17 protein-coding genes and 3 pseudogenes are annotated in these 21,244 nt (G+C 58.1%); 6 read left to right on the top strand and 14 right to left on the bottom strand.

Annotated elements, in window-relative coordinates:
* Nucleotides 1–4: 4 nt before the first annotated feature.
* Nucleotides 5–661, top strand: a complete 657-nt coding sequence (locus ACSMXM_RS12145) for a glutathione S-transferase family protein (protein WP_460316508.1) — start codon at nt 5–7, stop codon at nt 659–661.
* Nucleotides 662–717: 56 nt separating this feature from the next.
* Here the strand turns inward: ACSMXM_RS12145 and ACSMXM_RS12140 are convergent, their stop codons facing one another.
* Complete coding sequence (locus ACSMXM_RS12140; protein ID WP_460316507.1) at nt 718–1,596, bottom strand: amidohydrolase family protein; 879 nt, start codon at nt 1,594–1,596, stop codon at nt 718–720.
* Nucleotides 1,597–1,679: 83 nt separating this feature from the next.
* On the opposite strand from ACSMXM_RS12140, the gene ACSMXM_RS12135 reads away from it, so the two are divergent.
* Complete coding sequence (locus ACSMXM_RS12135; protein WP_460316506.1) at nt 1,680–2,351, top strand: RraA family protein; 672 nt, start codon at nt 1,680–1,682, stop codon at nt 2,349–2,351.
* On the top strand, nt 2,348–3,013 hold the full coding sequence (locus ACSMXM_RS12130; RefSeq protein ID WP_460316505.1) for an RraA family protein: 666 nt from the start codon (nt 2,348–2,350) through the stop codon (nt 3,011–3,013). Before ACSMXM_RS12135 ends, ACSMXM_RS12130 begins: the two co-directional genes overlap by 4 nt.
* 318 nt (nt 3,014–3,331) lie before the next feature.
* Here the strand turns inward: ACSMXM_RS12130 and ACSMXM_RS12125 are convergent, their stop codons facing one another.
* From ACSMXM_RS12125 to ACSMXM_RS12100, 6 genes and pseudogenes are all read right to left on the bottom strand, one after another.
* Entirely contained in the window at nt 3,332–5,164 is a 1,833-nt protein-coding gene (locus ACSMXM_RS12125; protein WP_460316504.1) for a TniQ family protein, read from the bottom strand.
* Between the two features lie 44 nt (nt 5,165–5,208).
* Entirely contained in the window at nt 5,209–6,453 is a 1,245-nt protein-coding gene (locus tag ACSMXM_RS12120; RefSeq protein WP_460317629.1) for a hypothetical protein, read from the bottom strand.
* A gap of 96 nt (nt 6,454–6,549) precedes the next feature.
* Nucleotides 6,550–6,966, bottom strand: a pseudogene (locus tag ACSMXM_RS12115) (TniQ family protein); the annotation flags it as partial.
* Nucleotides 6,963–8,087, bottom strand: a complete 1,125-nt coding sequence (locus ACSMXM_RS12110; RefSeq protein ID WP_460316503.1) for a TniB family NTP-binding protein — start codon at nt 8,085–8,087, stop codon at nt 6,963–6,965. The gene ACSMXM_RS12110 and the pseudogene ACSMXM_RS12115, both read right to left, overlap by 4 nt.
* Complete coding sequence (locus ACSMXM_RS12105; RefSeq protein WP_460316502.1) at nt 8,084–10,414, bottom strand: Mu transposase C-terminal domain-containing protein; 2,331 nt, start codon at nt 10,412–10,414, stop codon at nt 8,084–8,086. Before ACSMXM_RS12105 ends, ACSMXM_RS12110 begins: the two co-directional genes overlap by 4 nt.
* A 92-nt stretch (nt 10,415–10,506) precedes the next feature.
* Complete coding sequence (locus ACSMXM_RS12100) at nt 10,507–11,142, bottom strand: Tn7 transposase TnsA N-terminal domain-containing protein (RefSeq protein WP_460316500.1); 636 nt, start codon at nt 11,140–11,142, stop codon at nt 10,507–10,509.
* Nucleotides 11,143–11,420: 278 nt separating this feature from the next.
* Here ACSMXM_RS12100 and ACSMXM_RS12095 point away from each other — a divergent pair, with 278 nt between their 5' ends.
* Nucleotides 11,421–12,485 (top strand): hypothetical protein, encoded by a 1,065-nt coding sequence (locus ACSMXM_RS12095; protein ID WP_460316498.1) that lies wholly within the window; start codon nt 11,421–11,423, stop codon nt 12,483–12,485.
* Nucleotides 12,486–12,492: 7 nt separating this feature from the next.
* Here the strand turns inward: ACSMXM_RS12095 and ACSMXM_RS12090 are convergent, their stop codons facing one another.
* From ACSMXM_RS12090 to ACSMXM_RS12065, 6 genes and pseudogenes are all read right to left on the bottom strand, one after another.
* A complete protein-coding gene (locus ACSMXM_RS12090) occupies nt 12,493–13,107 on the bottom strand; it encodes a hypothetical protein (protein WP_460316497.1) in 615 nt (204 codons plus the stop codon).
* A gap of 307 nt (nt 13,108–13,414) precedes the next feature.
* Nucleotides 13,415–13,549: pseudogene (locus ACSMXM_RS12085) on the bottom strand (transposase); the annotation flags it as partial.
* A pseudogene (locus ACSMXM_RS12080) lies at nt 13,546–14,187 on the bottom strand (IS256 family transposase); the annotation flags it as partial. The pseudogenes ACSMXM_RS12080 and ACSMXM_RS12085, both read right to left, overlap by 4 nt.
* Nucleotides 14,188–14,309: 122 nt before the next feature.
* Nucleotides 14,310–15,518 (bottom strand): 3-oxoadipyl-CoA thiolase, encoded by a 1,209-nt coding sequence (gene pcaF, locus ACSMXM_RS12075; protein ID WP_460316496.1) that lies wholly within the window; start codon nt 15,516–15,518, stop codon nt 14,310–14,312.
* 11 nt (nt 15,519–15,529) lie between these two features.
* On the bottom strand, nt 15,530–16,168 hold the full coding sequence (locus ACSMXM_RS12070) for a 3-oxoacid CoA-transferase subunit B (protein ID WP_460316495.1): 639 nt from the start codon (nt 16,166–16,168) through the stop codon (nt 15,530–15,532).
* A gap of 13 nt (nt 16,169–16,181) precedes the next feature.
* Nucleotides 16,182–16,871, bottom strand: a complete 690-nt coding sequence (locus ACSMXM_RS12065) for a 3-oxoacid CoA-transferase subunit A (protein ID WP_460316494.1) — start codon at nt 16,869–16,871, stop codon at nt 16,182–16,184.
* Between the two features lie 112 nt (nt 16,872–16,983).
* Here ACSMXM_RS12065 and ACSMXM_RS12060 point away from each other — a divergent pair, with 112 nt between their 5' ends.
* Complete coding sequence (locus ACSMXM_RS12060) at nt 16,984–17,769, top strand: IclR family transcriptional regulator domain-containing protein (RefSeq protein WP_460316493.1); 786 nt, start codon at nt 16,984–16,986, stop codon at nt 17,767–17,769.
* A gap of 115 nt (nt 17,770–17,884) precedes the next feature.
* On the opposite strand, the gene ACSMXM_RS12055 is transcribed toward ACSMXM_RS12060, so the two are convergent.
* Nucleotides 17,885–18,526 (bottom strand): TetR/AcrR family transcriptional regulator, encoded by a 642-nt coding sequence (locus tag ACSMXM_RS12055; RefSeq protein ID WP_460316492.1) that lies wholly within the window; start codon nt 18,524–18,526, stop codon nt 17,885–17,887.
* A 210-nt stretch (nt 18,527–18,736) separates the two neighbouring features.
* Between ACSMXM_RS12055 and ACSMXM_RS12050 the strand changes: the two genes are divergently transcribed.
* A complete protein-coding gene (locus ACSMXM_RS12050) occupies nt 18,737–21,163 on the top strand; it encodes a TonB-dependent receptor (RefSeq protein WP_460316491.1) in 2,427 nt (808 codons plus the stop codon).
* The last annotated feature ends 81 nt before the right edge of the window (nt 21,164–21,244 follow it).

Raw genomic sequence — 21,244 nt, 5'->3', positions numbered from 1 at the left:
GGAAATGATGAAACTACATTGGTCGCCCAGTGCGCCATTCGTGCGAAAAGTCATGGTCTGTGCTCATGCGCTCGAACTTGCAGATCGTATCGAGTGCGTGCGCAGCCCGGTCGGGCCGACCCGGCTCAACCCGGCGCTGATGGCGGACAACCCGCTCAACAAGCTGCCCACGCTGGTGACGCCGGAGGGACTGGCGTTGTTCGATTCCCGTGTCATTTGCGAATATCTCGACACGATCAGCGGCGGCGGCGTGCTATTTCCGGCTGAGCCTGCAAAGCGGTTCCAGGCATTGGCCTGGCAATGCCTCGGCGACGGGCTGACCGACGTAACGATCATTCGGCGCGATGAATTCTACCGGGGTGAGGGCCATCGTTCGTCCGCCCATCAGAAGGCGTTCGTGACAAAGATGGGCGCAGTCCTGGACCGCATGGACCAATCGGTGGAGGAATTTAAGCAAGGCGGTGTCTCGATTGGCACCATCGCAATTTCGGTCGCGCTATCCTATCTCGATTTCCGTCCTCCGGGCGAAGACTGGCGTGAAGGACGCCCCGCACTTGAGGCTTGGCAAGCCGACTTCGCGACCCATCCCGCAATGGTAGCAACGGAATTTGACGATGGCGGCGGCCCCCCAAAGCAATTTCCGTTCTACGAAATGGGATAAGGGCTTGGCGCGACGATCTGCCGTCGCACCGCAATCATGCCGGCCGCAGATAGTTCTCAATCGGTCCTGAAACCGAAACAGGCAGCTGGATTGCTGACGAAGACCTTGTGCCGAATGGCGCTATCGCTGGTCCAACTGTCGAACAGGTTGATCAGCTGGCCAATATTCGGCGGGTCCGCCAGGTTGACCAGCGGCCAGTCACTTCCCCACAACATGCGGTCGGAATTGGCTGCGACAAACGCATCGTGGAACGGCCGTGCGTCGCCATAATCGGGCCCCTGGGTAGAGCGGCGAACCACTGTCAGCTTCATCCACAGTCGCCCTTCGCGCAGCGGCGCCAAAATTGCGTCGAGACGCGGGTCGTTCGCCCTTATGTCCGATGGCCCCGCGGCCGCCATATGATCGATTACCAGCGGAATGCCGAGCGTCAGCAATTGCGGCATCCATTCGACAAATGTCTCCGTCTTGGCGAACAGATGCGGCTGCAAACCCGCCTCGCGCATCGCGGGCGCCAATTCCATCAACTCTGCAAAGCCAGACGCTCCCTTTGGCCGACCAGCATAGCGCGCGGAAATCAGTTCCACGAAACGCAAGCCGGCCATGCCGCGTGCCGCATAGTCGATCAGTGTCGCCGTCGGAGTCCCCGGCCCCGCAACGCCCACGGCGCGGCGGTGGTCGGGCGCCCGCGCAACCGCGTCGAGAATGCATGTCGGATCATCGCCATAGGCGCTGGGCTGGATGAAAATGCCGCGCGCGAAGCCAAGCGTATCAAGCATTTCCTGATGCGCCTCGAACGGAGCCTCCGGCGGGGTATAGCTTCGCGCTTCGCCCAATGGAAATTGGGCATAGGGGCCAAATATATGGGCGTGCGCATCGCAGGCGTTGGCGGGCAACGGGCAAGCGGGCGGCGTTAGCGACAGGGTTTGCTCGGTCATTCCGACTCCTTTAGCACTAAAGGCTAATTGATTGATTGAAGTATGTCACGGGTTTATAGACGCCCTCTGTCCGGAGGAACCCAATGACTGACGTAAATGATATTCTTGACCGGCTGGGCGCCATCGATTGCTGCGCGCTGTCTGACGCACTTGACAGCCTGGGGCTGGCAGGGGCGGTGACCGGCGTGCCACAGCGATCGGGAACGGCCCGCATCGCGGGCATGGCCGTTACCTTTGAGGTGGGACCGGGCAAACCACAGGCAGGGCCGCCGCGCCATTTGGGGACGGCCGCGATAGAAGCGTCCGACTCGAACTCGATCATCGTCGTAGAGCAGTCCAGTGGTGTAGAGGCAGGTTGCTGGGGCGGATTGCTGACGCGCGGCGCGATGGCGCGAAACGTTCGCGGCGTGGTCGCCGATGGGCCAGTGCGCGATATTGATGAGGCGCGCGCGCTTGAATTTCCGGTCTTCGCCCGATCTACCACCAGCTTCACCGCGCGGGGCCGCGTTGTCGAACGTAGCATGGGGAAGCCTGTGTCCATCGGTGGCTGCACCGTTCGGACCGGGGATTATGTCATTGCAGACAATAGCGCGGTCATCTTCATCACACCGGCGGATATTGATCGCGTGCTCGAAAAAGCCGAATCAATCGCTGCAAAGGAGCAGGCGATGATCCGGGCCATCGAAGGGGGAACGCCGATCGGAGACGTGATGGGGGGCGCCTACGAACATATGCTTGCGGAACCCGGCCGATGAGCGCCGCTGATCCCGCCATTGAAAGGGCCCGCGCGCTCGACACGGCAACGCTTAGCGACGCACTGGATAAGCTTGGAATCGTCGGTCAGTGCTATCGGATCGCCGGAAGAGCGCCGGGGTTTGAAATGACGGGCCGCGCGTTCACGCTGAAATGCGGCCCGGCGGCCACCCCCCCGGGTACGGTCGGCGATTATATTGATGATGTTCCGCCGGAATCGGTGATTACGATCGATAATGGCGGGCGTGAGGATGCCACCATATGGGGCGATATTCTGACTGAAATCGCACATCGCCGCGGGCTGGCGGGAACAGTTATCGACGGTATCAGCCGCGACGTGAAGCTGTGCCGGGAATTAGGATATCCCGTGTTCAGCCGAGGTCACTGGATGCGTACCGGAAAAGACCGCGTGCAGGTGGAGTCCATGCAGCAACCGGTGACGATTGGCGGCGCACGCGTGTGCGCGGGCGACATATTGCGCGGGGACGATGACGGGGTGATCGTGATCCCGCAGGCACACGAAGATTCAATTCTGAATGCGGCTGAAGAGATCGCTCGTGCGGAAGACGCGATCCGCACAGCCTGTCGCACCGGAATGCGCCTTGATGAAGCGCGCAAGAAGTTCAAATATCACAGACTGCAGTCCCGCGAAGCTGAGGAATAGCCCACCCGCAAGGGTTTCGGAGTTCCTGCCTTCCACTTTGCCCCGGTCTCGCACTCATTCGGCACACGCGGCAAACCAATCGGCGCGGAACAGCTGGGAAGCAGTTCCGCGACACCGTCGCAAGTTCAGCCCCGGATTGTGTAAGCCCGGCAGGTCGCGGCCGTCTGGACTAACGCGGTTGATTGTTCCTACCTTTACACATCTCCGCTGAAAACTGCCAAATTCAAAAACTGATTGCCTAGTTATGAAATTCGATTGTCTGTACCAATTTCGATCTCGAGTGCGATTGTTTGTGCCACTTTTCGATGGCAGGAAAAATTAGATCAACTGGGACTGAAGTGCTTGGCGAGCGCAGGAACGCCGCCAGAAAGCGGAAACCTTCGAGCTGTTTGGAATTAGCGGAAAGACGTCGTTGGCACGAAGTATCCTACGGATTGCGCCCCATGTTGAAGGCGTGCCTTCCCACTCAAGCATCTCGCCCATACCGACGTGGTGCGCCAGAAACTCCTTAAGCTGGCCGAGATCAACATAGTCGGCGCGGAGATCGGCATCCAAATAGCCCATTCTCCTCAGCTGGAGCAGCGTGCCCACCTTCCAGCCTTTTTCATTCAATACACGCGCGGAAAGAGTCTTTCCTGTGACGATCTGTATGGCTTCGACTACCTCGGTGCGATCAAAGATCATACTCTTAAAGCCGGTTAATCCCGGAAGACGTCCGACGGCACGTAAGCCTCCAGCTGCCAGTGCCATCAGGAAGCCCGCCTCGCCAAATAAAGTGTCCCTGTGCGCCTGCCTAACTGTCAGCTGACTTTCTCCAAGCTCGTGCATTTCTTCAAGTGGGACGGACACTGCTGCAACTAGACGTTCAACGTCGCTTCGATTGACGAGGTCCGGTTTTGGGAGGTTTCCGCTAAGCTTCAAACGTAGTACTCCCGCATCGATCAGCTTGTGGACGACCTTGGGTCCACAATTCAACAACCTGCTGACTTCTGTTGTATCAATCGAACTCTGTACGAAGGCTTTGACAGCATCAATTTGATCTGTTGGGACGGTCTGGGTGCTCATCTCAGGTTCTATCGCGTCATGCATCCCCAGAGTCTTGGCAATCTTCAGGAAAGCTTTCTCTCCACATCCTGCGGTTCTTGCTGCAGCCGAGAGCGCTATCCTTTTACCGAGGGCCAAATTCTGTCCCAGGATACGGGTTGTGGGCGACACGAGGAGATTCCGGCGAACATGATCGCGTATCGCTTCGAAGACGACTTCTAGTTCTGGTGACTCCTCCGCTCCTAGCAGTCTCGCTAGCCCGCTGTACCGAGCGGTTCGGGTCGATTTTACTTTTTTTGCACTGGAGTTGGTCTCAACCAGCCGGTCAAGAAAATCGTCGAAAATGTGGGGCCAGTCCTGCAATATTCGCCAACCGGCGGAGCGGGCGGCGAACGAACGACGGGGGTGCGTGAGGCGCCCTACCGTTAGGTCATAATTGTTCTCAACGAACGTCCCAAGGATCATGCACAAACGCGAGCCGACGTCGATTGGTAGCCCTTCAAGCAGGTCATTTTCTTGGCGCCCATAAATGCCAAGCCTGCCTAGCAGCCAACGATCGTGAAGGAGATCCTGTTCGGGCACTATTTGGGCAGGGATGCAACGGAGATCCATGCTCCGATCGCATGCACATACCGCCGGAGAGTCAATTAGCTGCAGCTGCTTGCTGCATTTCGGACAACAATCGATTAGCGGAGTTGCATGAACGGGACATGTGCCGATGTTTTGGATTTCCCACCAGTTGCGACGATAAGGCCGCAGCGCTTCTCTTCCAAGCAGATTTGACGCGTCTTCCATCAGGCAGACGGTACAGACTCTTGCCTTTCCAACTGCCCTTATCTTCCTAAAGTGATTACCATAGATTGTCATGCCGCCAGAATTCCGGTTTGGGGTTGCCGCTTCGACTAAATCTTCAGCAACTCCTGATAGTCGAGCGACAAGTGCGATGTACTTATTTCTGGAATAGCGGACCCGCCGCATTTCACGCGGAAAATTGGGCGTGCCAACCAACAAAGTCTCAATGTCTCGAAAGCCATTTGCTAATGCCAAGCGAAATAGAATGGACTCGGCGGGCTCATGCTCTCGCGCCGTGACTGTGCGGGGTAGCATTCCGAGCTCGTCCGGGAGCCGCCAATCATCCGGCAAACTTAGGCTCACGAGAACGAACTCACCTGCGAAAGGTCAGACCGACGGTATATCGCTTGCCGATGCGTTCCAAGATCGAATGCGGGATGCACGCCAATTGTCGCGAGGTGCCGATAGAACGCTCGAGGAGATCGGCCAATTTCACGTGCTGCCTTTGCCCCCACGACGTAGTCGCGCTCGAAACGTTCGATACTTTCATCAGTAAGCATCCCGCCATCATCGGCAATCGTGCCGAACTTCGCCATCGCCCGGGCACAGTCGTGGTGGACGCCAATGCGACGCGCGGCGGCTTCCACGCTGAGCCTAGGCGACGCCGCACGCAGCATCACCACGTCTCTCAACCGAACCTTGAACTGCGAGAGGCCGCTTGCGTCGTCTCGCCAACAAGGGATTGTGCCTTCGAGTACCGCTTGGATGATCTGCCACAAAGGTACGGCTGCATTGCGAGCTGCTGTCGCTACGTCGAGCAACTCCTCAGGACGCCGTCCCTTACAACATTGTCCGATGATACTGTCGAGCAGTTGAGAGATGGAGGTGGTGGTGACACCGCCTGGTGTCCTGAACAAAAAGTTAGCCTTAACAAGATCCGCAATGCGGGCCTTTCCCGTTTCAAGCTGTTTTGCCGCGATTTGCACATGCACGGTCGGCGGCAAAACCGAACGCAGTTTAGCGATCGCCCTCGGGTCTATCGTAAAAGCGACGCTTCGGCGCGAGCCACGAGGCACTATACCAGCTTCAGTGGCTGTCGCTCGACCTCGTTTATAGCTCATACCCATTTTTCGCGCTGCCTGAGTCATTGTGATGGTTTCGCGCGGGCAATTGCCGAGGCGGCGCTCCTCTCCCGACATGACCCCGTTGCGCACCGCATGATCAAACAAGATGGCTCTGACTTTTTGGTTTGAAGGGTCGGCGGTGGCGAGCCACTCGCCATAGATCCATCCATACGTCTCATGCAGGCCGCTCAGTGCCTCTGCTGGACGGACAATGGTGTCCAAAGTGGAGAGTACAGAAGGCGCAAGTGCTTCTGACATTCTAAACCCCACTGCCCGTGCCTGAAAGAGCTTCTCCCAACTTTGACGCGGTAAGGTGGGGAGGGCGCCCACCGCTTCAATCTGGCCAAGGCGTTCGCAGAGGCGTACCGCCGCCGACAACGGCAGTCCGTCCAGCTCATCATTTCCACCAAGACGTCCCAGAAGGCGGCCAACGATATATTCGCCGACAGGGTCTGAAATCTGGATGACGGGGGCGGCCAACAGGTCTGCCCGACAATGAGCACATTTCAGGATGTCGGTCGATTGCCACCCCAATGATTCGCCGCAGCTGTGACAATCGCCACGAAGCCTAATCCGATGCAGCGGACAGCCGGAGATCAGCCGAACGTCCCAAGTTGTGCGGTGTGACAAATACCATTCCGGTCGGAGATCGAGACGGCGCGCTTCCTCGTAGTCGACCGCATGGCAGGCCGGACAATATCGCCGGTTCCGCGTGCTCCAGTCGCCGAACTCCAGCTCCTGATCGCAAAGTGCGATTCCGCGTCTGGGGAGAAGCATCGCTGGCGAGGAATGGGCGACCGGATCTGGATCCAGTCCTGCCATGAGAGCTAGGCTAGATGCGCTCGACCCTGTCAAAATGTTGCGGAAATCAAGGCCAATCGAACTCGCGAACCGGCGCGCTGAAACATAGCCATTTCGAGCTCCTAGGCGCAGCAGTACGCCATGGCCTGGCTCTTGCGGCCGAGTTCGAAGGGTCAAGGGCAACGTTCTCATGAGTTACCGAAAGCCTGCGGTTCATCGCGCCCGGTCCCGCGCGCGCGCCTGCCTGTCCGTTTGTTGGCTGCGACAAATCGGTCCGGTTGTTCAGCGCGCTCGTTCAGTATGAAGGAGAGGCGAGAGGCAGGGCAGGCAAAGGGATTGCGGTCCTTTTCAATAATCACCTTTCGCGCATCCACGACGAGGGTCTCCAAGTCGGGATCATTCTCGAGATCAAGATCGTCGTCGAACCCTACTTCGTCTGCGATCGATGCGGTTGGATGCCAGCCAGCATCGACCTCTGCGAGTAGCGGGAGATCGATACGCGGCAAGTCTCGGCGTTTCGCCAGGAGCAAAGCCTGACTTAGATATTTGGTGACGAGTCCGATTTCGCCGCGCGTGGCGGTGTAGAGACGCCGAGCAAAGCGTTGGTCTGCAAGCTCAGAACGCTCGGGGAGCCTTATGCACTCCGTCTCCAGCTTATCGAGCAGGACCAGAAATTCGAGCCGTTCCGCCTTACTTGTCCAGTCGTAAGCCCGCAGGTAGATGTCGGGCTCGAGACGACGATCGAATTGCGATGACGTTCTTAGCACATGCAGGTTGGGCAAACCGGCAAAAACGATACTGCAGCCAGCGCGATTGAGTAGCGACTTCAGGAACTCGGAGATGTCATGCGTATCCTTCGCATCAAGGATGTGATGGGCTTCATCCAATATGATCATCTCAATGCCGAGAAGTTTTGCTTTCTCCACAATCTCTTCCGTGATGTCGAAAGAATTGACGTCCTTGGAGACTGCGTAACCCATCTTCCCCAATATTGATGCGACCAACGCTCTCTTCGTTGGAGTCGCCGGTACTTCGACGACCAGCACCCGCTTCACGAGGCCGTCAGTGGTCGAAATGTCCGGGTTCAGCTCTTCACACAGCTCCACCACAGTCGATTTGCCTGCGCCAGCTTTGCCCATCAACAGAAGAGCACGCGCCTTCAAGTGCCGCCCCTTCCTCAGCACGCGGGCACGAGCTTGCATTTTTGCAAAGGCTTCAAGTGCGGCTGTGAGCTGTGCGTGAGCGACGATGGAGAGCTCGAGCTCCGCAATGGCCTCCATTTCGTCAGTGAACTGGTGGAGCGTGATTGTCATCTGATTGTTGTCATCCCTTCTGATCGGCGCTCAATAAGTGAGCGGAGTGCACCCATGCCCTTCGGCTCAGCCTCTTTCTCATTCGTCTCGGAGGCCTCTGGGGCGATGACGTCGAATTCTTCCTCGGGGGTGTTGATGATTTCGTTGCGCAGCAGCGGTTCCTTATCTGGCAGTGCGCTTGCAGGTTCATCCACGATAGGATCGATCGACTCCGACAGCGCCTCGGCAGAGAAGGATGGGCGCGGGGGCAGCGCTGGGAAATCGGGGAAAAGCAGGCCTTGGCTGTCGTCATCCGGAACGGACACGTTCCATGCACCGGACAGCACCGCTAAGATGCCGTTATTCCCTTCAAGGTTGGTGGCCATGGCGCTATCTGAACAATATCTTAGCGCGTTGCGATTGTGCGCCGTCTGGGCCTCCAATTCGCACCGTTCTCGCGCCTCAAGCATAACTGCGTCGGTGATTTCTTCGCCCTTGCCGGCCAACTTTCGGGCCATGCGCATGACGATACGTGAAGCAAATTTGTTGAGGCCGCGAGATATGCGCTGGTTTACTGCGGGAACGACGATCCACTTCTTCTCGATATTGTCCAAGACCCAGAGATGGCCGCGATCGCTGGGATCCGCGAGAATCTCCACCTTGTTTTCAAACCCCTTACGACGCTTGCGTAATGTTTCGAGTTCGTAGGATGCATAAATGTTGTTCTCAAAATGAATGCCGACATTGGTGATTTTTCGGCGTACCCTCTCGCCCATCAGCATTACAAGTCGGCTGAAGCTACCTACCGGCCGCACGCCGCCCGTGATTGGGTCATCTTCTACAAGTTGCTTCCAGCGCTTGATCGGGGCCATCCCCAAAGTGCCATGCTCAGCATAATGATAATCGTCGACGATCCACTTCACGAGCTTGGCGGTAAGTTCGGCCAAAGTGAATTTGGCTCGCGCTTGCGGATCATAAAATTGATCCGTTCGCGACAGCGTGCTCCCATCCATTTGGGTCAGGACCCGCACGCCAAGACTTCCGAAAAATCGTTCAACGGTCGCTTTCAGGTGAGGCATGCGCCCAGGCAGGTTGACGATCCCGAACTTTAGATCGCGGCCGGCGCGCTGAAAGCTCTGAGAAAGAAATTCAAGGCCGCGGTCAGTGATGAGCATGTCAAAAACGCCGTGACAGGGCCAATCATTTTGCACTTCGGGCATCCCGCTCAGATCCTTAGGTGCCATCGCATGGATTACGGCCCGCGAGAGCGTCGCGTAGCTTGGCACCTCGAATGAAAGGTGGATGCCCAAGATCATTTTGGTTGCTCGGCAGATGAGCACGGTCAACCAAGGGCGCGCCTTGCGTCCCTTCTCGTCGGTGACAAAGACGTCGAGAAGGCAGTGGTCGACCTCGACCTCTTCCAATGCCCGGTTTGGAAGATCTCTTCGCTCGAAGATGTGATATTTAAGGTAGGCTGCACGAGGTCCAAACCGCGCGCGAAATTCTTCGAATTCGGAAAAATGAGTATTGAGAAACTTATAAAAGGTTGTGTTCGAGACAGTGTCAAAACCGTTCTCTGTGCAAATGTCCTGCAAGCGCTTGTAGGCATATGCCTTCGTTACGCGTGGGACTTGCATCCAAACCGAGCGCCCCACCCACGCCATCGCGCCATAAACGCACAGCGGTACCTTTTCGTCGGTCTGCTCATCGAGCCTGCAGGTCTTACGCCGCCTATGATCGCCACGCCGATGGTCCTGGGCGATCAGAGCTCGCAGATCTCTGCCGCTGGCCTCCCAACGAAGGAACCAGTTCCTTACGGAATACTCGCCTAGCTTAAACGGTTCGATCGGCGGCGCAGAACCGAGTGCAGTCGAGATAGCTTTGCGACGCCCTTGATTGGCCAGTGCTTTCTCTGCTGCGTCAATGCGTTCCGCCTCACGCGCCCATGCCTTACCAAAGGCTCGTAGCACAGCTGCGGATGCGCGGCGGTATGCTATCTTGGCAGCGACACCTCGTTCGCGCAAAATCGCAGCACGGCGGACATATTCCTCACGGCATTTGGCTTCGAAAATCTTGCGCAGCGGCCAACTCTCGATATCAGACTGCATCATCTCGGCCAGTCCCGGATCGAGGGCCGCGAGATTGCAATGCCAAATCTCCGTTTCGCCGGCGACGTAACGGTCGTAAATCTCGTCATGCAGCCAAAGGCGGTCCGGATCGCCTCGCTGCGAGGCAAGCCAATATCCTTCGCGAACGCGGCGAATGACACGCCAAAGCGAACTTGAGCCGTCGCCGTACTTTAGAGCGATCGAATCTCCCTTTTCGAGGCGAAATGTCTTCGCGGGCATAGCTCAATCCTCGCCGTCGGAAGTGGTCTGACAGACCTGCGAAGAAGATCTGAAAGCAGCGGGCACGTTGGGACGCTGAGAAGCAAGGCCGCTCACCATTCTCGACTTCCCCGCGTGATCAGGGTCTGTTGAGAAAACGATTTCGATAGATCGGTCGCGAGGTAACGTAGGCCAATAAGCGCCTTCACAAAGAACCAGCAGCGCTCGCCTAGCAGATTGGCGATCTGCGACATGGTCGCAGGGAGAGATGTCGACCGGAGCGCGCGGCAAGTACGCTGCACCTCGGCCGTGCCGATCTGCTGCGCTGCCGACCACACTGCGGTCGAATTTCTGACCAGGTCTCCGACACGGATTTGATCTTCAGTAACAATGCAGAAGCTTGCACTGCGGCTTTTGCAGTCGGCAATGATGGACGGAAGCTTGCCGTCGAGATCGGGAGAGCGCGCCAGCTTTAACTTGGGCTTCACCTCGAAATAGATGCGGCCAAAGCGCGTGTAGGCAAGACCATCTGGAGTGTATCGGCGAATTTGCCCGCCCACCATAAGGCGAAAGGTCTCAGGCTGCTCGACGTAACTGTGAACGTGTGCCGCTGCCGCCATGATCCACTGAAAATCCAGGTCAAGGCGTCCTTCGAATGAAAGCACGTCGGCGTTGACCCCGACAAGCGGGAAGACGCCTGTCGTACAGGATGACGAGCGCCGCTTCGCTGGGCGACGAACCGGAGCCATCAGCGCTCTCCGCAATGGCTAGGCGATCGTCTGAGAACTCCGCTGCGCATCTCAAATCGAGCAATAAAGCGGTTATTAGTCATATGTTTGCACTCAGTTTTACGGCCGACGGTGCGGGAAAATGTCTCCAGCCAAGGCGGAGTATTTGGGAGATATAAAAAGAAATGAGAGTGAAAGATACAAATAAATCACGTCCCCGTATTGGTCCTTGTGTTGGATCGGCATACTCAGCCATCGCTTATGAGTGTCTCAGGGCCGAAGAACGGTGGATTGCATCGATGGACGACGACACGTCTTTCCAGAACGACAAGGACTGGCTGATGCTGCCGCTCGCTCGAAGAGAGGTCGCACTTCTTCGTCGCAAGCACATACTTGAGTTCGAACAGCATGAGCAGCCAAGCGAAACCGAGGCTCTGAACGCAGCGCGAGCGATGGGCGTGACTTTGAGCACATTCTACCGTCTACGTCGGGCTTGGTTGCAGCAGCAGGGAAGCATCTTTTCCCTCGTTCCTTTTGGTGTACGGGGCGCGAAGAGGAAGCCTCAGCTGGATGACGATGTGCACGAAGAGATCAATCGTATCGTCAGCCAGGCAATCGCTGAGGGCGACCGCAAGCCCGTGGCGATTCTGCTAAAGATCGCAGAACATTGGAGTCGGTCTGCGCCAATTCCCAGCCACATGACCTTGCGGCGGCACATTAGCGAGGCGCTTTCGGACCTCACAGGTCCGCCAAACAATATCACGCTCAACAATGCGAATGTCAGGCAGGAGTTGATTGAGGAAGCGACGAGTTATGGCGAGGTCGTCGCGATAGACCATGTCCCGCTCAACGTGTTCGTTCATCAAAGCTTGGGGCCAACGGTGCCGCTCGCATCGCTCGCCATCGATCTGCACTCGACTACGATCTGCGGCTACGCTCTGTTCACTGGCGCGCCTGGTCCCGCTCAGGTCATTGCGGCCATGCACGCTGCGCAGCGCATGACAGCGGCCACTGCGACAGCGCAAGCCGTGCCGGTTCGACCTCGCGTCATATTCGCCGCTACTCATTCTGCGCCTTGGAAGGAGTTTCTTACTAGGGTAGCGCTCAGAGGGATTGATGCGAGTGTTCGCCAGCAGACAGCTCTCCATTATGGGGGAATGGCGCGTAGACTGATCGGCGGCAGCATCGGCGTGATCGGCCTGACTGGAAAGCAGCGGCTCAATCATCCTGTTTTCGACCGGACGCAGGATGTTCTGCTTGAGCCTGAGCAGCTTGCTAAAATATTTCGGGAAGGCGTCGACGCCCTTAATGGCAAGCGTTTGCGTGCCGAGATGCTCCGTCCGCCGTTGGTTTTCGATATCTGATTTCATATCAGTGTACCGCCACAGCCCTGTTCACCTTGTTCAGTGCCCACATCATCAGTTGCCTGAAGTCGCCGTCACCTCCGCTCACAAGCATTTCGTGAATTGAGCGCCATCCAAATGCGGCCCGTTCCGCACTTAGCCAAGTAGGGACGTCTTCGTTGGTGATGCCCAATAGGCATCGAGCTTGGTCCACCATCGAAAGCCGTATGATCCGCTCGGCTATTGAACGAGGCAAGCAGGGAATATCTGCCGAGGTTGATCGACCGATCCATAGTGAGATCATAGCTTCTGAGCAATGCAGGTGCCTCGCTGCCTCCTGCGTCGACCATTTCCAAGCTAAAATAACCTGATGAAGGTTGGCGAAAAGCGCGTTTCGCCGGCTCGCTTCCATTTCAAAATTGCTATACGGACTGTATGCTTTTAATTGGCAGGGTGGGCCGACAATGAGATGCCGGTTTTCCACCCACAGATTCCGCGCATGTCGGTCGTTGCTGGTCCCCACAACGTAAAGATAGAGGTCACGATATCCCTCAACGCCGACCGCGTCCAAAGCCGTCACCGCTTCGATGAGTGTGTCGAGGAGGTCGGGAAGATCCCCCCTCGTTTTTGCTTCCAATATCATTCCTAACTCCGTCAACAATCTTGACACTATATCTACTATAGATATAGTGTCAAGATTGGGTAAAGAGTGATATTGCTCGTAAGATTGAGGGGGGGGGGCGCAGGCGCTTCGATGCAGTTGGGCAAAATCTTCGCGCTTTGCGGGAAGTCGAATCGCTGTGAGACGCTACTCTGCCTGATGAAGAAAGCGATCGACTACGCGCGCTTATTCAAGCAACCGAATAGTTTGAGGCTGATCCGTACCCCGGCATCCCGCAGTACGCTCGTGGAGGCGAAGCTGGTGAACTGGCTGCCTGATCCGTGTTGAAGGTAGGGGCGAGAGCGATGGCGGAGAAGAAGATCGTAGGGCATCGATCGTAGCGGGTGGCGACGCGGCGCCAGTCTTTTAAACGGCCGAACATGCTCTCGATACGGTTGCGGCGTTTGTAGCGGCGCTTGTCAGCACGAGGTATAGCAGCTTCATCGCGGCGTCGTCACCTGGGAAGTGGCCACGGGTTCGAACCGCCCGCCTGAGTTTGGAGTTCAGCGCCTCGATCGCGTTTATGGTGTAAATGATCCTGCGGATCGGTGCGCTGAACGCGAAGAACGGGATGACGTGCTATCAGTGGCGACGCCAACTCATGACGATCGCCGGATATTTCTGGCCCCATGGCCCTTCCTCGAAGGTTTCCAGTGCCGCCAGACCGGCCTCGGCATTGTTGGCGCGATAGACGCTGCGTAGCACCTGAGCGATCGGCTTGCGATCTTTCCATGACGCAAAGCCCATTGAGTTTCCGATCAGGTGCACCACTCACGTTTGAGCGACCGTTTCGGGGAACACGGCGTTGATCGCGTCCGGGAAGCCCTTCAGACCATCGACGACCCCGATCAGGATATCGGCGACGCCCCGGTTTTTCAGTTCGTTCATGACCGTGAGCCAGAACTTGGCGCCCTCGGTCTGCTCGATCTCCTTCGTCCCGTCGGGCAATATGCCGCGCGCGATGTAGACCGCTTTATTACGCACGGACCCTTCATCCCCGATCTTCACGCGGATCGCATCGAAGAAGCCGAGCGGATAGCAGGCGTCGAGCGGTCGGCCCTGGCACGCGATGTGCCCGGCATTCAAAGCGTTCCACCGTTCGGGATGGCCAAGACGATGACGAGACACTGACATTGCCCGTAAAGAGCTGGAATATTTTCCTGTCCCTGCAAGCGCGGGTCGTTTCAAACCCGCTCCACCGCCAGTGCAAGCCCGTTCCCGACACCCACGCACAATGTTGCAAGGCCGCGCCTGCCGCCGGTCTTTTCCAGTTGGTGGACAAGGGTCATCACGATGCGTGCGCCCGACATGCCCAGCGGATGGCCCAGCGCAATCGCGCCGCCGTTCGCATTCACATGGGCGGCATCGTCGGCAAGGCTCAGCTGTCGCAGCGAGGCCAGCGACTGGCTTGCAAAAGCCTCGTTCAGTTCGATGGCGTCGAAATCGCCGATAGCCAATCCCAGCCTTGCCATCAACTTGCGCGTCGCCGGGACGGGGCCCATGCCCATGATCCGCGGTTCCACGCCTGCCGAAGCCATGCCCAGAATGCGCGCACGCGGTTTCAGGCCATGTTCCGTTGCCGCGGCTTCGGAGGCCACGATCATGGCGGCTGCGCCATCGTTGATCCCCGAGGCATTGCCCGCCGTCACGGAACTTTCCGGCCCGAACAATCCCTTGAGACTGGCAAGCGCCTCGGCCGTCGTCTGGGGGCGCGGGTGTTCGTCGTTTTCGATCACTTCGCTCTCGCTCCGCCGGGGGCCGGGCACCGTGACCGGCACGATTTCCTCGGCAAGGAATCCCGATGCCTGCGCGGCTGCGGCCCGCTGCTGGCTGCGCAACGCAAAGGCGTCCTGGTCCTCGCGGCTGATGCCGTGGTCCTCGGCGACGTTCTCGCCGGTGCGGGGCATGGTTTCCGTACCATAGGCGGCGTCCATTGCCGGGTTGACAAAGCGCCAGCCCATCGTCGTGTCTTCAAGCATTTGCCCGCGTCCGAATGCGCTCTCGACCTTGCCGATCACGAACGGCGCGCGGGTCATGCTTTCCACGCCCCCTGCGATTGCAATGTCCATTTCATTGCACCAGATGGCGCGGGCCGCCTGACCGACCGCCTCCATGCCCGATGCGCAAAGACGGTTGAGCGTAACGCCCGGAACGGCTGGCGGAAGGCCCGCCAGCAACGCGGACATGCGGGCCACGTTGCGGTTATCTTCGCCCGACTGGTTAGCACAGCCGAAAAACACCTCGTCCAGCGCTTCGGGTGCCAGTGTCGGATTGCGCTCGACAAGCGCCTTGATCGGCACGGCACCCAAATCGTCGACGCGAATGCGGGCAAGGCTGCCGTTGTAGCGGCCGACGGGTGTGCGAACCGCGTCGCAGATGAAAGCTTCGGTCATATTGATCTCCGTCAGGTCAGTTCGAGCGAAACGCCGGTTATGTCGCCAAGTTCGCCGACCGTGAGCCCGTCTACCATTTCCACGACTTTGGCCCCCCGAGGACCGACATCGAATACGGCGACGTCGGTATAGACGCGCGAAACACAGGCCAGGCCGGTCAGGGGATAGGTGCAGGCCTCGACTAGCTTGCTGTCGCCGGTCTTAGTCAGAAGCTCCATCATGACGAAGGTGTTTCGCGCCCCGATGGAAAGGTCCATCGCGCCCCCCACGGCCGGGATCGCCTCGCGCTTGCCGGTGTGCCAGTTGGCGATATCGCCATTGACGGACACCTGGAACGCGCCAAGCACGCAGATGTCAATATGCCCGCCGCGCATCATCGCAAAGCTGTCAGCATGGTGGAAATAGGCCCCGCCGGGAAGCAATGTCACAGCCTGCTTGCCAGCGTTGATGAGGTCCCAGTCCTCTTTCCCCGACGCAGGCGCGGGGCCCATGCCGAGTAGGCCGTTTTCGGACTGGAGGAAAATCTCGAGCTCTGAGGGAAGATAGTTTGAAACCTTGGTCGGCAGCCCGATGCCAAGGTTCACATAGGCGCCTTCGGGAATGTCCTGCGCGACGCGCTCGGCCATCTGGTCTCTGGTCAGTTTCTGCATGGGCTCGTACTCCTCACCCGCCGCTTGGCCGGGTAATGCCGGCATGGATTTCGACGACGCGCTGAACAAAGATGCCGGGCGTCACGATGGTCTCGGGGTCAAGTACGCCCAGTTCCACGACTTCATCGACCTGCGCAATCGTCGTCTTGGCCGCCATGGCCATTATCGGGCCGAAATTGCGGGCCGTCTTGCGATAGACTAGGTTGCCCCAACGGTCTGCCTGCCGCGCCTTGATCAGTGCGACATCGGCGTGGATCGGGTATTCAAGCACATGGTGCCTGCCGTCGATCTCGCGCGTTTCCTTGCCGTCGGCAAGCAGGGTGCCATAGCCAGTCGGCGTGAATATCGCGCCAAGTCCAGCGCCGGCGGCCTGGATGCGCGCGGCAAGGTTGCCCTGCGGCACGAGTTCCAGTTCTAGATCGCCCGAACGATAGGCGGCATCGAAATGATGGGAATCCGATTGGCGCGGAAACGAACAGACCACCTTGCGTACCTTGCCAGCCTTGATCAGTGCAGCGATCCCGGCCTCGCCATTGCCGGCATTGTTGCTGATGATGGTGAGATCGCCTGCACCATGGTTGATCAGGGCATCGATTAACTGGTCGGGGCTTCCCGCCGTACCGAACCCGCCGATCAAGACCGATGAGCCGTCCTTTACATCTGCGATCGCGTCGGCGGCGCTGGCCAACTGTTTGTCGATCATCCTACTCTCCCGGCACGTAACTTACCTTGTCCCTTCGAATTGTTGCATCGCCTGTGTCAACCGATTAGCGTTCAAGTGTCCGATTATCGGTTGATTTGGAGCAATGTTCACGATGATGCAACTGGATGCACATGGCGATCCGGAGTTCATGACTTCATTGGCTCGCGGGCTTGCCGTGCTAAGCTGTTTTGCCGAGCAGGAGCGAGCGATGACGATCGCGCAGGCCAGCAGGCTGACCGGCCTAAGCCGCCCGGCGGTACGGCGCTGCCTGCATACCCTGGTCCGACTGGGCTATGCGACACAGGATGGGACGAACTATGCCCTGCGGCCAAAGGCGATGTCGCTAGGCTATGCCTATCTGTCGTCCACGCCGCTGGCGGTGCGCGCCCAACCGCTGTTGGATGCGTTGCGGGACGAGCTGGGCGAATCCTGTTCGCTGGGTGTCATCGACGAGGACCGGGTCTATTACATCGCGCGTGCCGAGATTTCGCGGATCATGTCAGTTGCATTGCGTGTGGGTAGTCGGCTGCCCCTTTATGCGACATCGATGGGCAGGGTTTTGCTGGCAGGCGTGAGTTCCGAAAAGCGCGCTGCCTATCTCGCACGGACCGAACTGGTCGCGTTGACTGAGATGACGCAGACATCTCCTGCACGGTTGCAGGCCATATGCGATAAGGTCGAAGAAGAAGGCTTTGCCCTTGTCGACCAGGAACTCGAGGAGGGCCTACGCTCGGTCGCAGTGCCCGTCAGGGCAATCGACCGGCGCGTGGTGGCCGCGATCAATGTCGGTACGTCGGCGATGCGCATGAGCGAAGCCGAACTGCGGACCCGTATCCTTCCGGCGCTGCGGCGCTGTTCGCGCGAACTGGCTGCCTTGGGGCCGAGGTCTGGCGTATAAGCACGATGCTGTACGCCGCCATGCGATATCCGGATTCCGAAGCTGCGTCCCCGCAGCGTTCCCCGTCTTGAAGCCCGGCCGATTGCAACAGCGGCCCGCAAAGCATTGCCGATCCTTATTTGAATTCGAAAAGCAGGGTCAGGATATGCGCTTCGGCCCGCATCAACTCGTCATCACTCAGGTCGCCGGCCTGCAATTCCGAGCGTGATGTCCTTCCGGCGAGGCGTTCCACTGCAGCATAGAATATGATGCTTCGCGCAATGGCGTTCTCGACCACGGTATCGTCGGCGCTGTGCGCTTCTTGTATGCGAGCCGCGATCTTGGACACGATCGGCATTGCCGCTTTCCTGCGCGATGCCTCGAAAGCGGTGTCGCCAAGGTCCGATCGATAATTTCGCAGCGCAAGCACCTCTCGATGCCGGGCCCAATAGGAATAGAATGCCTTGATGAAGCGCTGGCTCAGGACGCGCAATCGCTCCTTGTCCCAGGTTTCATCCAGAATCGCGTGAATCTCGGTCGTGTCCTCGGATGCAAGTTCGGAAAGGGCCAGGAGCACATCGTTGATGTTGCTGAAATAGACATAGAACGCCGAGGACGAAAGTCCGGATACGCTGGTGATGTCGGCCACGGTTAAGCGCTTGTTACGGATCAACAACTCCTGCGCCGTTTCCAGCAGGCGCTGGCGCGAATCGAAACCCTTGGGGCCCATCGACTGCCCCAGCTTGTTGATTTTTCTAACGCTCTTTGTGCCGGTCATATGTCCATAACGTCCCTTGTGATCTCCAGTTGTGCGGATGCGCGCCCGTTCGACAGCTGGGACAAATTTCGCGACTCGCAGCAAGAAGCAAGCAAAAGTCTAGACAGGCGCAAAAAATGTCACTACGTCATTTTTAATCCAAGGGGGGCGGGCGGCAACGGTCAGCCAATGTCTTCGGATTGCTATAATGAGAAGAATTGGGGAGTTGATATGTTGCGAAACGCATCCAAATTCCGGCTGTTTATGGCCTGTAGCGCAGGTGCAATCGTGGGGCTGAGCAGCTCTGCTATGGCACAGTCCACTAAGTCGGCCGATACGTCAGGGCCGGTGGATACTGTAGACCAAGACAATGCACCGGCCGATTACACGGCGCTGGGCGAGATCGTCGTGACGGCGCGTCGCCGGGAGGAAGTCCTGCAGAGGGTCCCTGTCGCGGTGACCGCTCTTAACGACGACATGTTGACGCAAAACAATATCCAGCAGACAACCGACTTGCAGAAGCTGGTGCCCGGCGTTGTCTTCTCGGGCGCAGGTACCGATGCCAACACTACCTTCTCTATCCGTGGGCAGGGCAAGGATGTGATTGGGCCCGGGCTTCCCTCGGTGATCTCGTATTTCAACGAAGTCCCGCTGCCAGGCTTTGGCGGGGTCGTCCCGACCTATGACATGAGTTCGATCCAGATCCTCAAGGGTCCGCAGGGAACCTTGTTCGGCCGCAATACGACCGGCGGCGCAGTTCTTCTGTATTCGAAGGCGCCCACCGACCAGTTTGGCGGATACGTGCAGGTAACGGGCGGTGACTATTTCTGGCATGCGGTGCAGGGCGCTCTCAACGTCCCTATCACCGAGGGCATCGCGCTTCGCGTGGCCGGCAATGTCGAACGCCGCGATGGTTTTACCAAGAATCTGGGTGTCGGCGCGGATTTCGACGAACTGCATAATGATGCGTTCCGTGTTTCGCTGAAGCTCAACCCGACCGACTACATCGAGAATATCACGGTGTACGATTACTTCCTGAAGGATGCGGCCTATTCCAGCATTGTTCCGGTCGGGTCGGCCCCCGGCGCGGTGCCTTATAACAACGGCTTGTTCCTAGCCGGCATCGTCGGTGCGGAGAATGCCGCGCTGATCGACCAGTCGTTCAATTGCAACGTCTCCGTCGAATGCGATGTCGACCTTCAGATTGCGCGGCAGATCGAAATCGGTCCCCGAAAGGTTTATTCAGACGTCGATGCTTTCGATCATACGCGCGTCCAGGGCATTTCGAACACCACCACGATCGACATCGGGGCAGTTACCTTCAAGAACATCTTCGGGTATCGCCGCGTCGAGGTTGACCAGCGGGGCAACACGGATGGGCTTCCGTTGTCGGTTCTCAACACCGCCCTTACGCGCAACGATGAACAGTTCACCAACGAGATCCAGGTCTCGGGCTCGTTGTTCGAAGACCAGCTGGAATTCCTGTTCGGCGGATTTTACCTCAAGACCCGGCCGATCGGTTCGACATCGCTGTTTACCAGCTTCCTGCGTCCAGCCAGCATTCCGGTCGATCAGTGGCGCCTAGCCACGGTTTCGAACACGCTTTACCGCGATGACAGTCGCGCGGTTTTCGGAAGCCTGACCTATGACGCAGGCTCTCTGATCAATGGTTTGTCGGTCAACGGCGCGCTTCGGTACACGTGGGATAAGCAGGGCGTTTGCGCCAGGACGCTTGGCGGCGGTTCGACACCCCTGCAATCGACCGCGGCATGCCGTGCGCAGCCCGGTGCCTTCGATATCGACGCGAAGTTCGAGAAGCTGACATGGACGTTCGGCGTCGATTACCAGCTGACACCTGACGTCTTTACCTATGCAGTGTTGCGTCGTGGCTATCGTTCGGGCGGCATCAACTCGCCCTTGCTCGCCGGCGGGTTGAGCGATCTGCAGGCCTATGACCCGCAGGTCGTCGACGATATCGAACTGGGTGTGAAGACCAACTGGTCTGCCGGTGCGTTGTCAGGTAGGCTCAACGTCGCTGCGTTCCGCGGCAAGTTTAAGGATCTGCAACGCCAGATTTCGGGCATTCCGCCAAACATCGATGGCGATAACGATCCGTCCACCGATCCGTCCAGCACGGCCCTGATCATCAATGGTGCCGATTCCACGGTTCAGGGCATCGAGATCGACGGTCTCGTCAACACCGGCGGGCTCACTTTGAACTTCGGTGGCTCATATATCGATGCCAAGTACACCGATTTCTTCAACCCGCCGATCCTCAACGGTATCGCACCTGCTGCTGGCCTGTTTCTCAACACACCGGAATTCAGCTACAACGTGGGCGGCCGTTACGACCTTCCGTTCGAGTTGTCAGGTACGACATTCTCGATCGCGGCCGACTACTACTGGGTTGACGACTATCGCCAAGGCATCGTTACCACCGTGCCCAGCTATGGTGTCGCCAACGCCAGGGTCGGACTGCACAGTATCGGTGACTTGCCGCTCGACATGACGATCTTTGTCGAGAACCTTTTTGATAAGGAATATCGTCGTAATGCCAGCCTTACCGGACCGAGCCCGGGCGTGAGCACCGTCAGCTTTGGTGCGCCGCGCATGTTCGGGGTTCGTCTGCGCTACAGCTTTGGGAACGAAGCCTATTGATCTATTGCTGCCTTGCATTTGTAATCACGGCAACCGGCAGTCATCGACTGCCGGTTGTTTTTTTAGTGCTGTCGTCATGGT

The organism is Pacificimonas sp. ICDLI1SI03, assembly GCF_054740865.1.
Note: the sequence above shows the minus strand (reverse complement) of the source record. Positions and strands in the feature narration are given on the sequence as shown.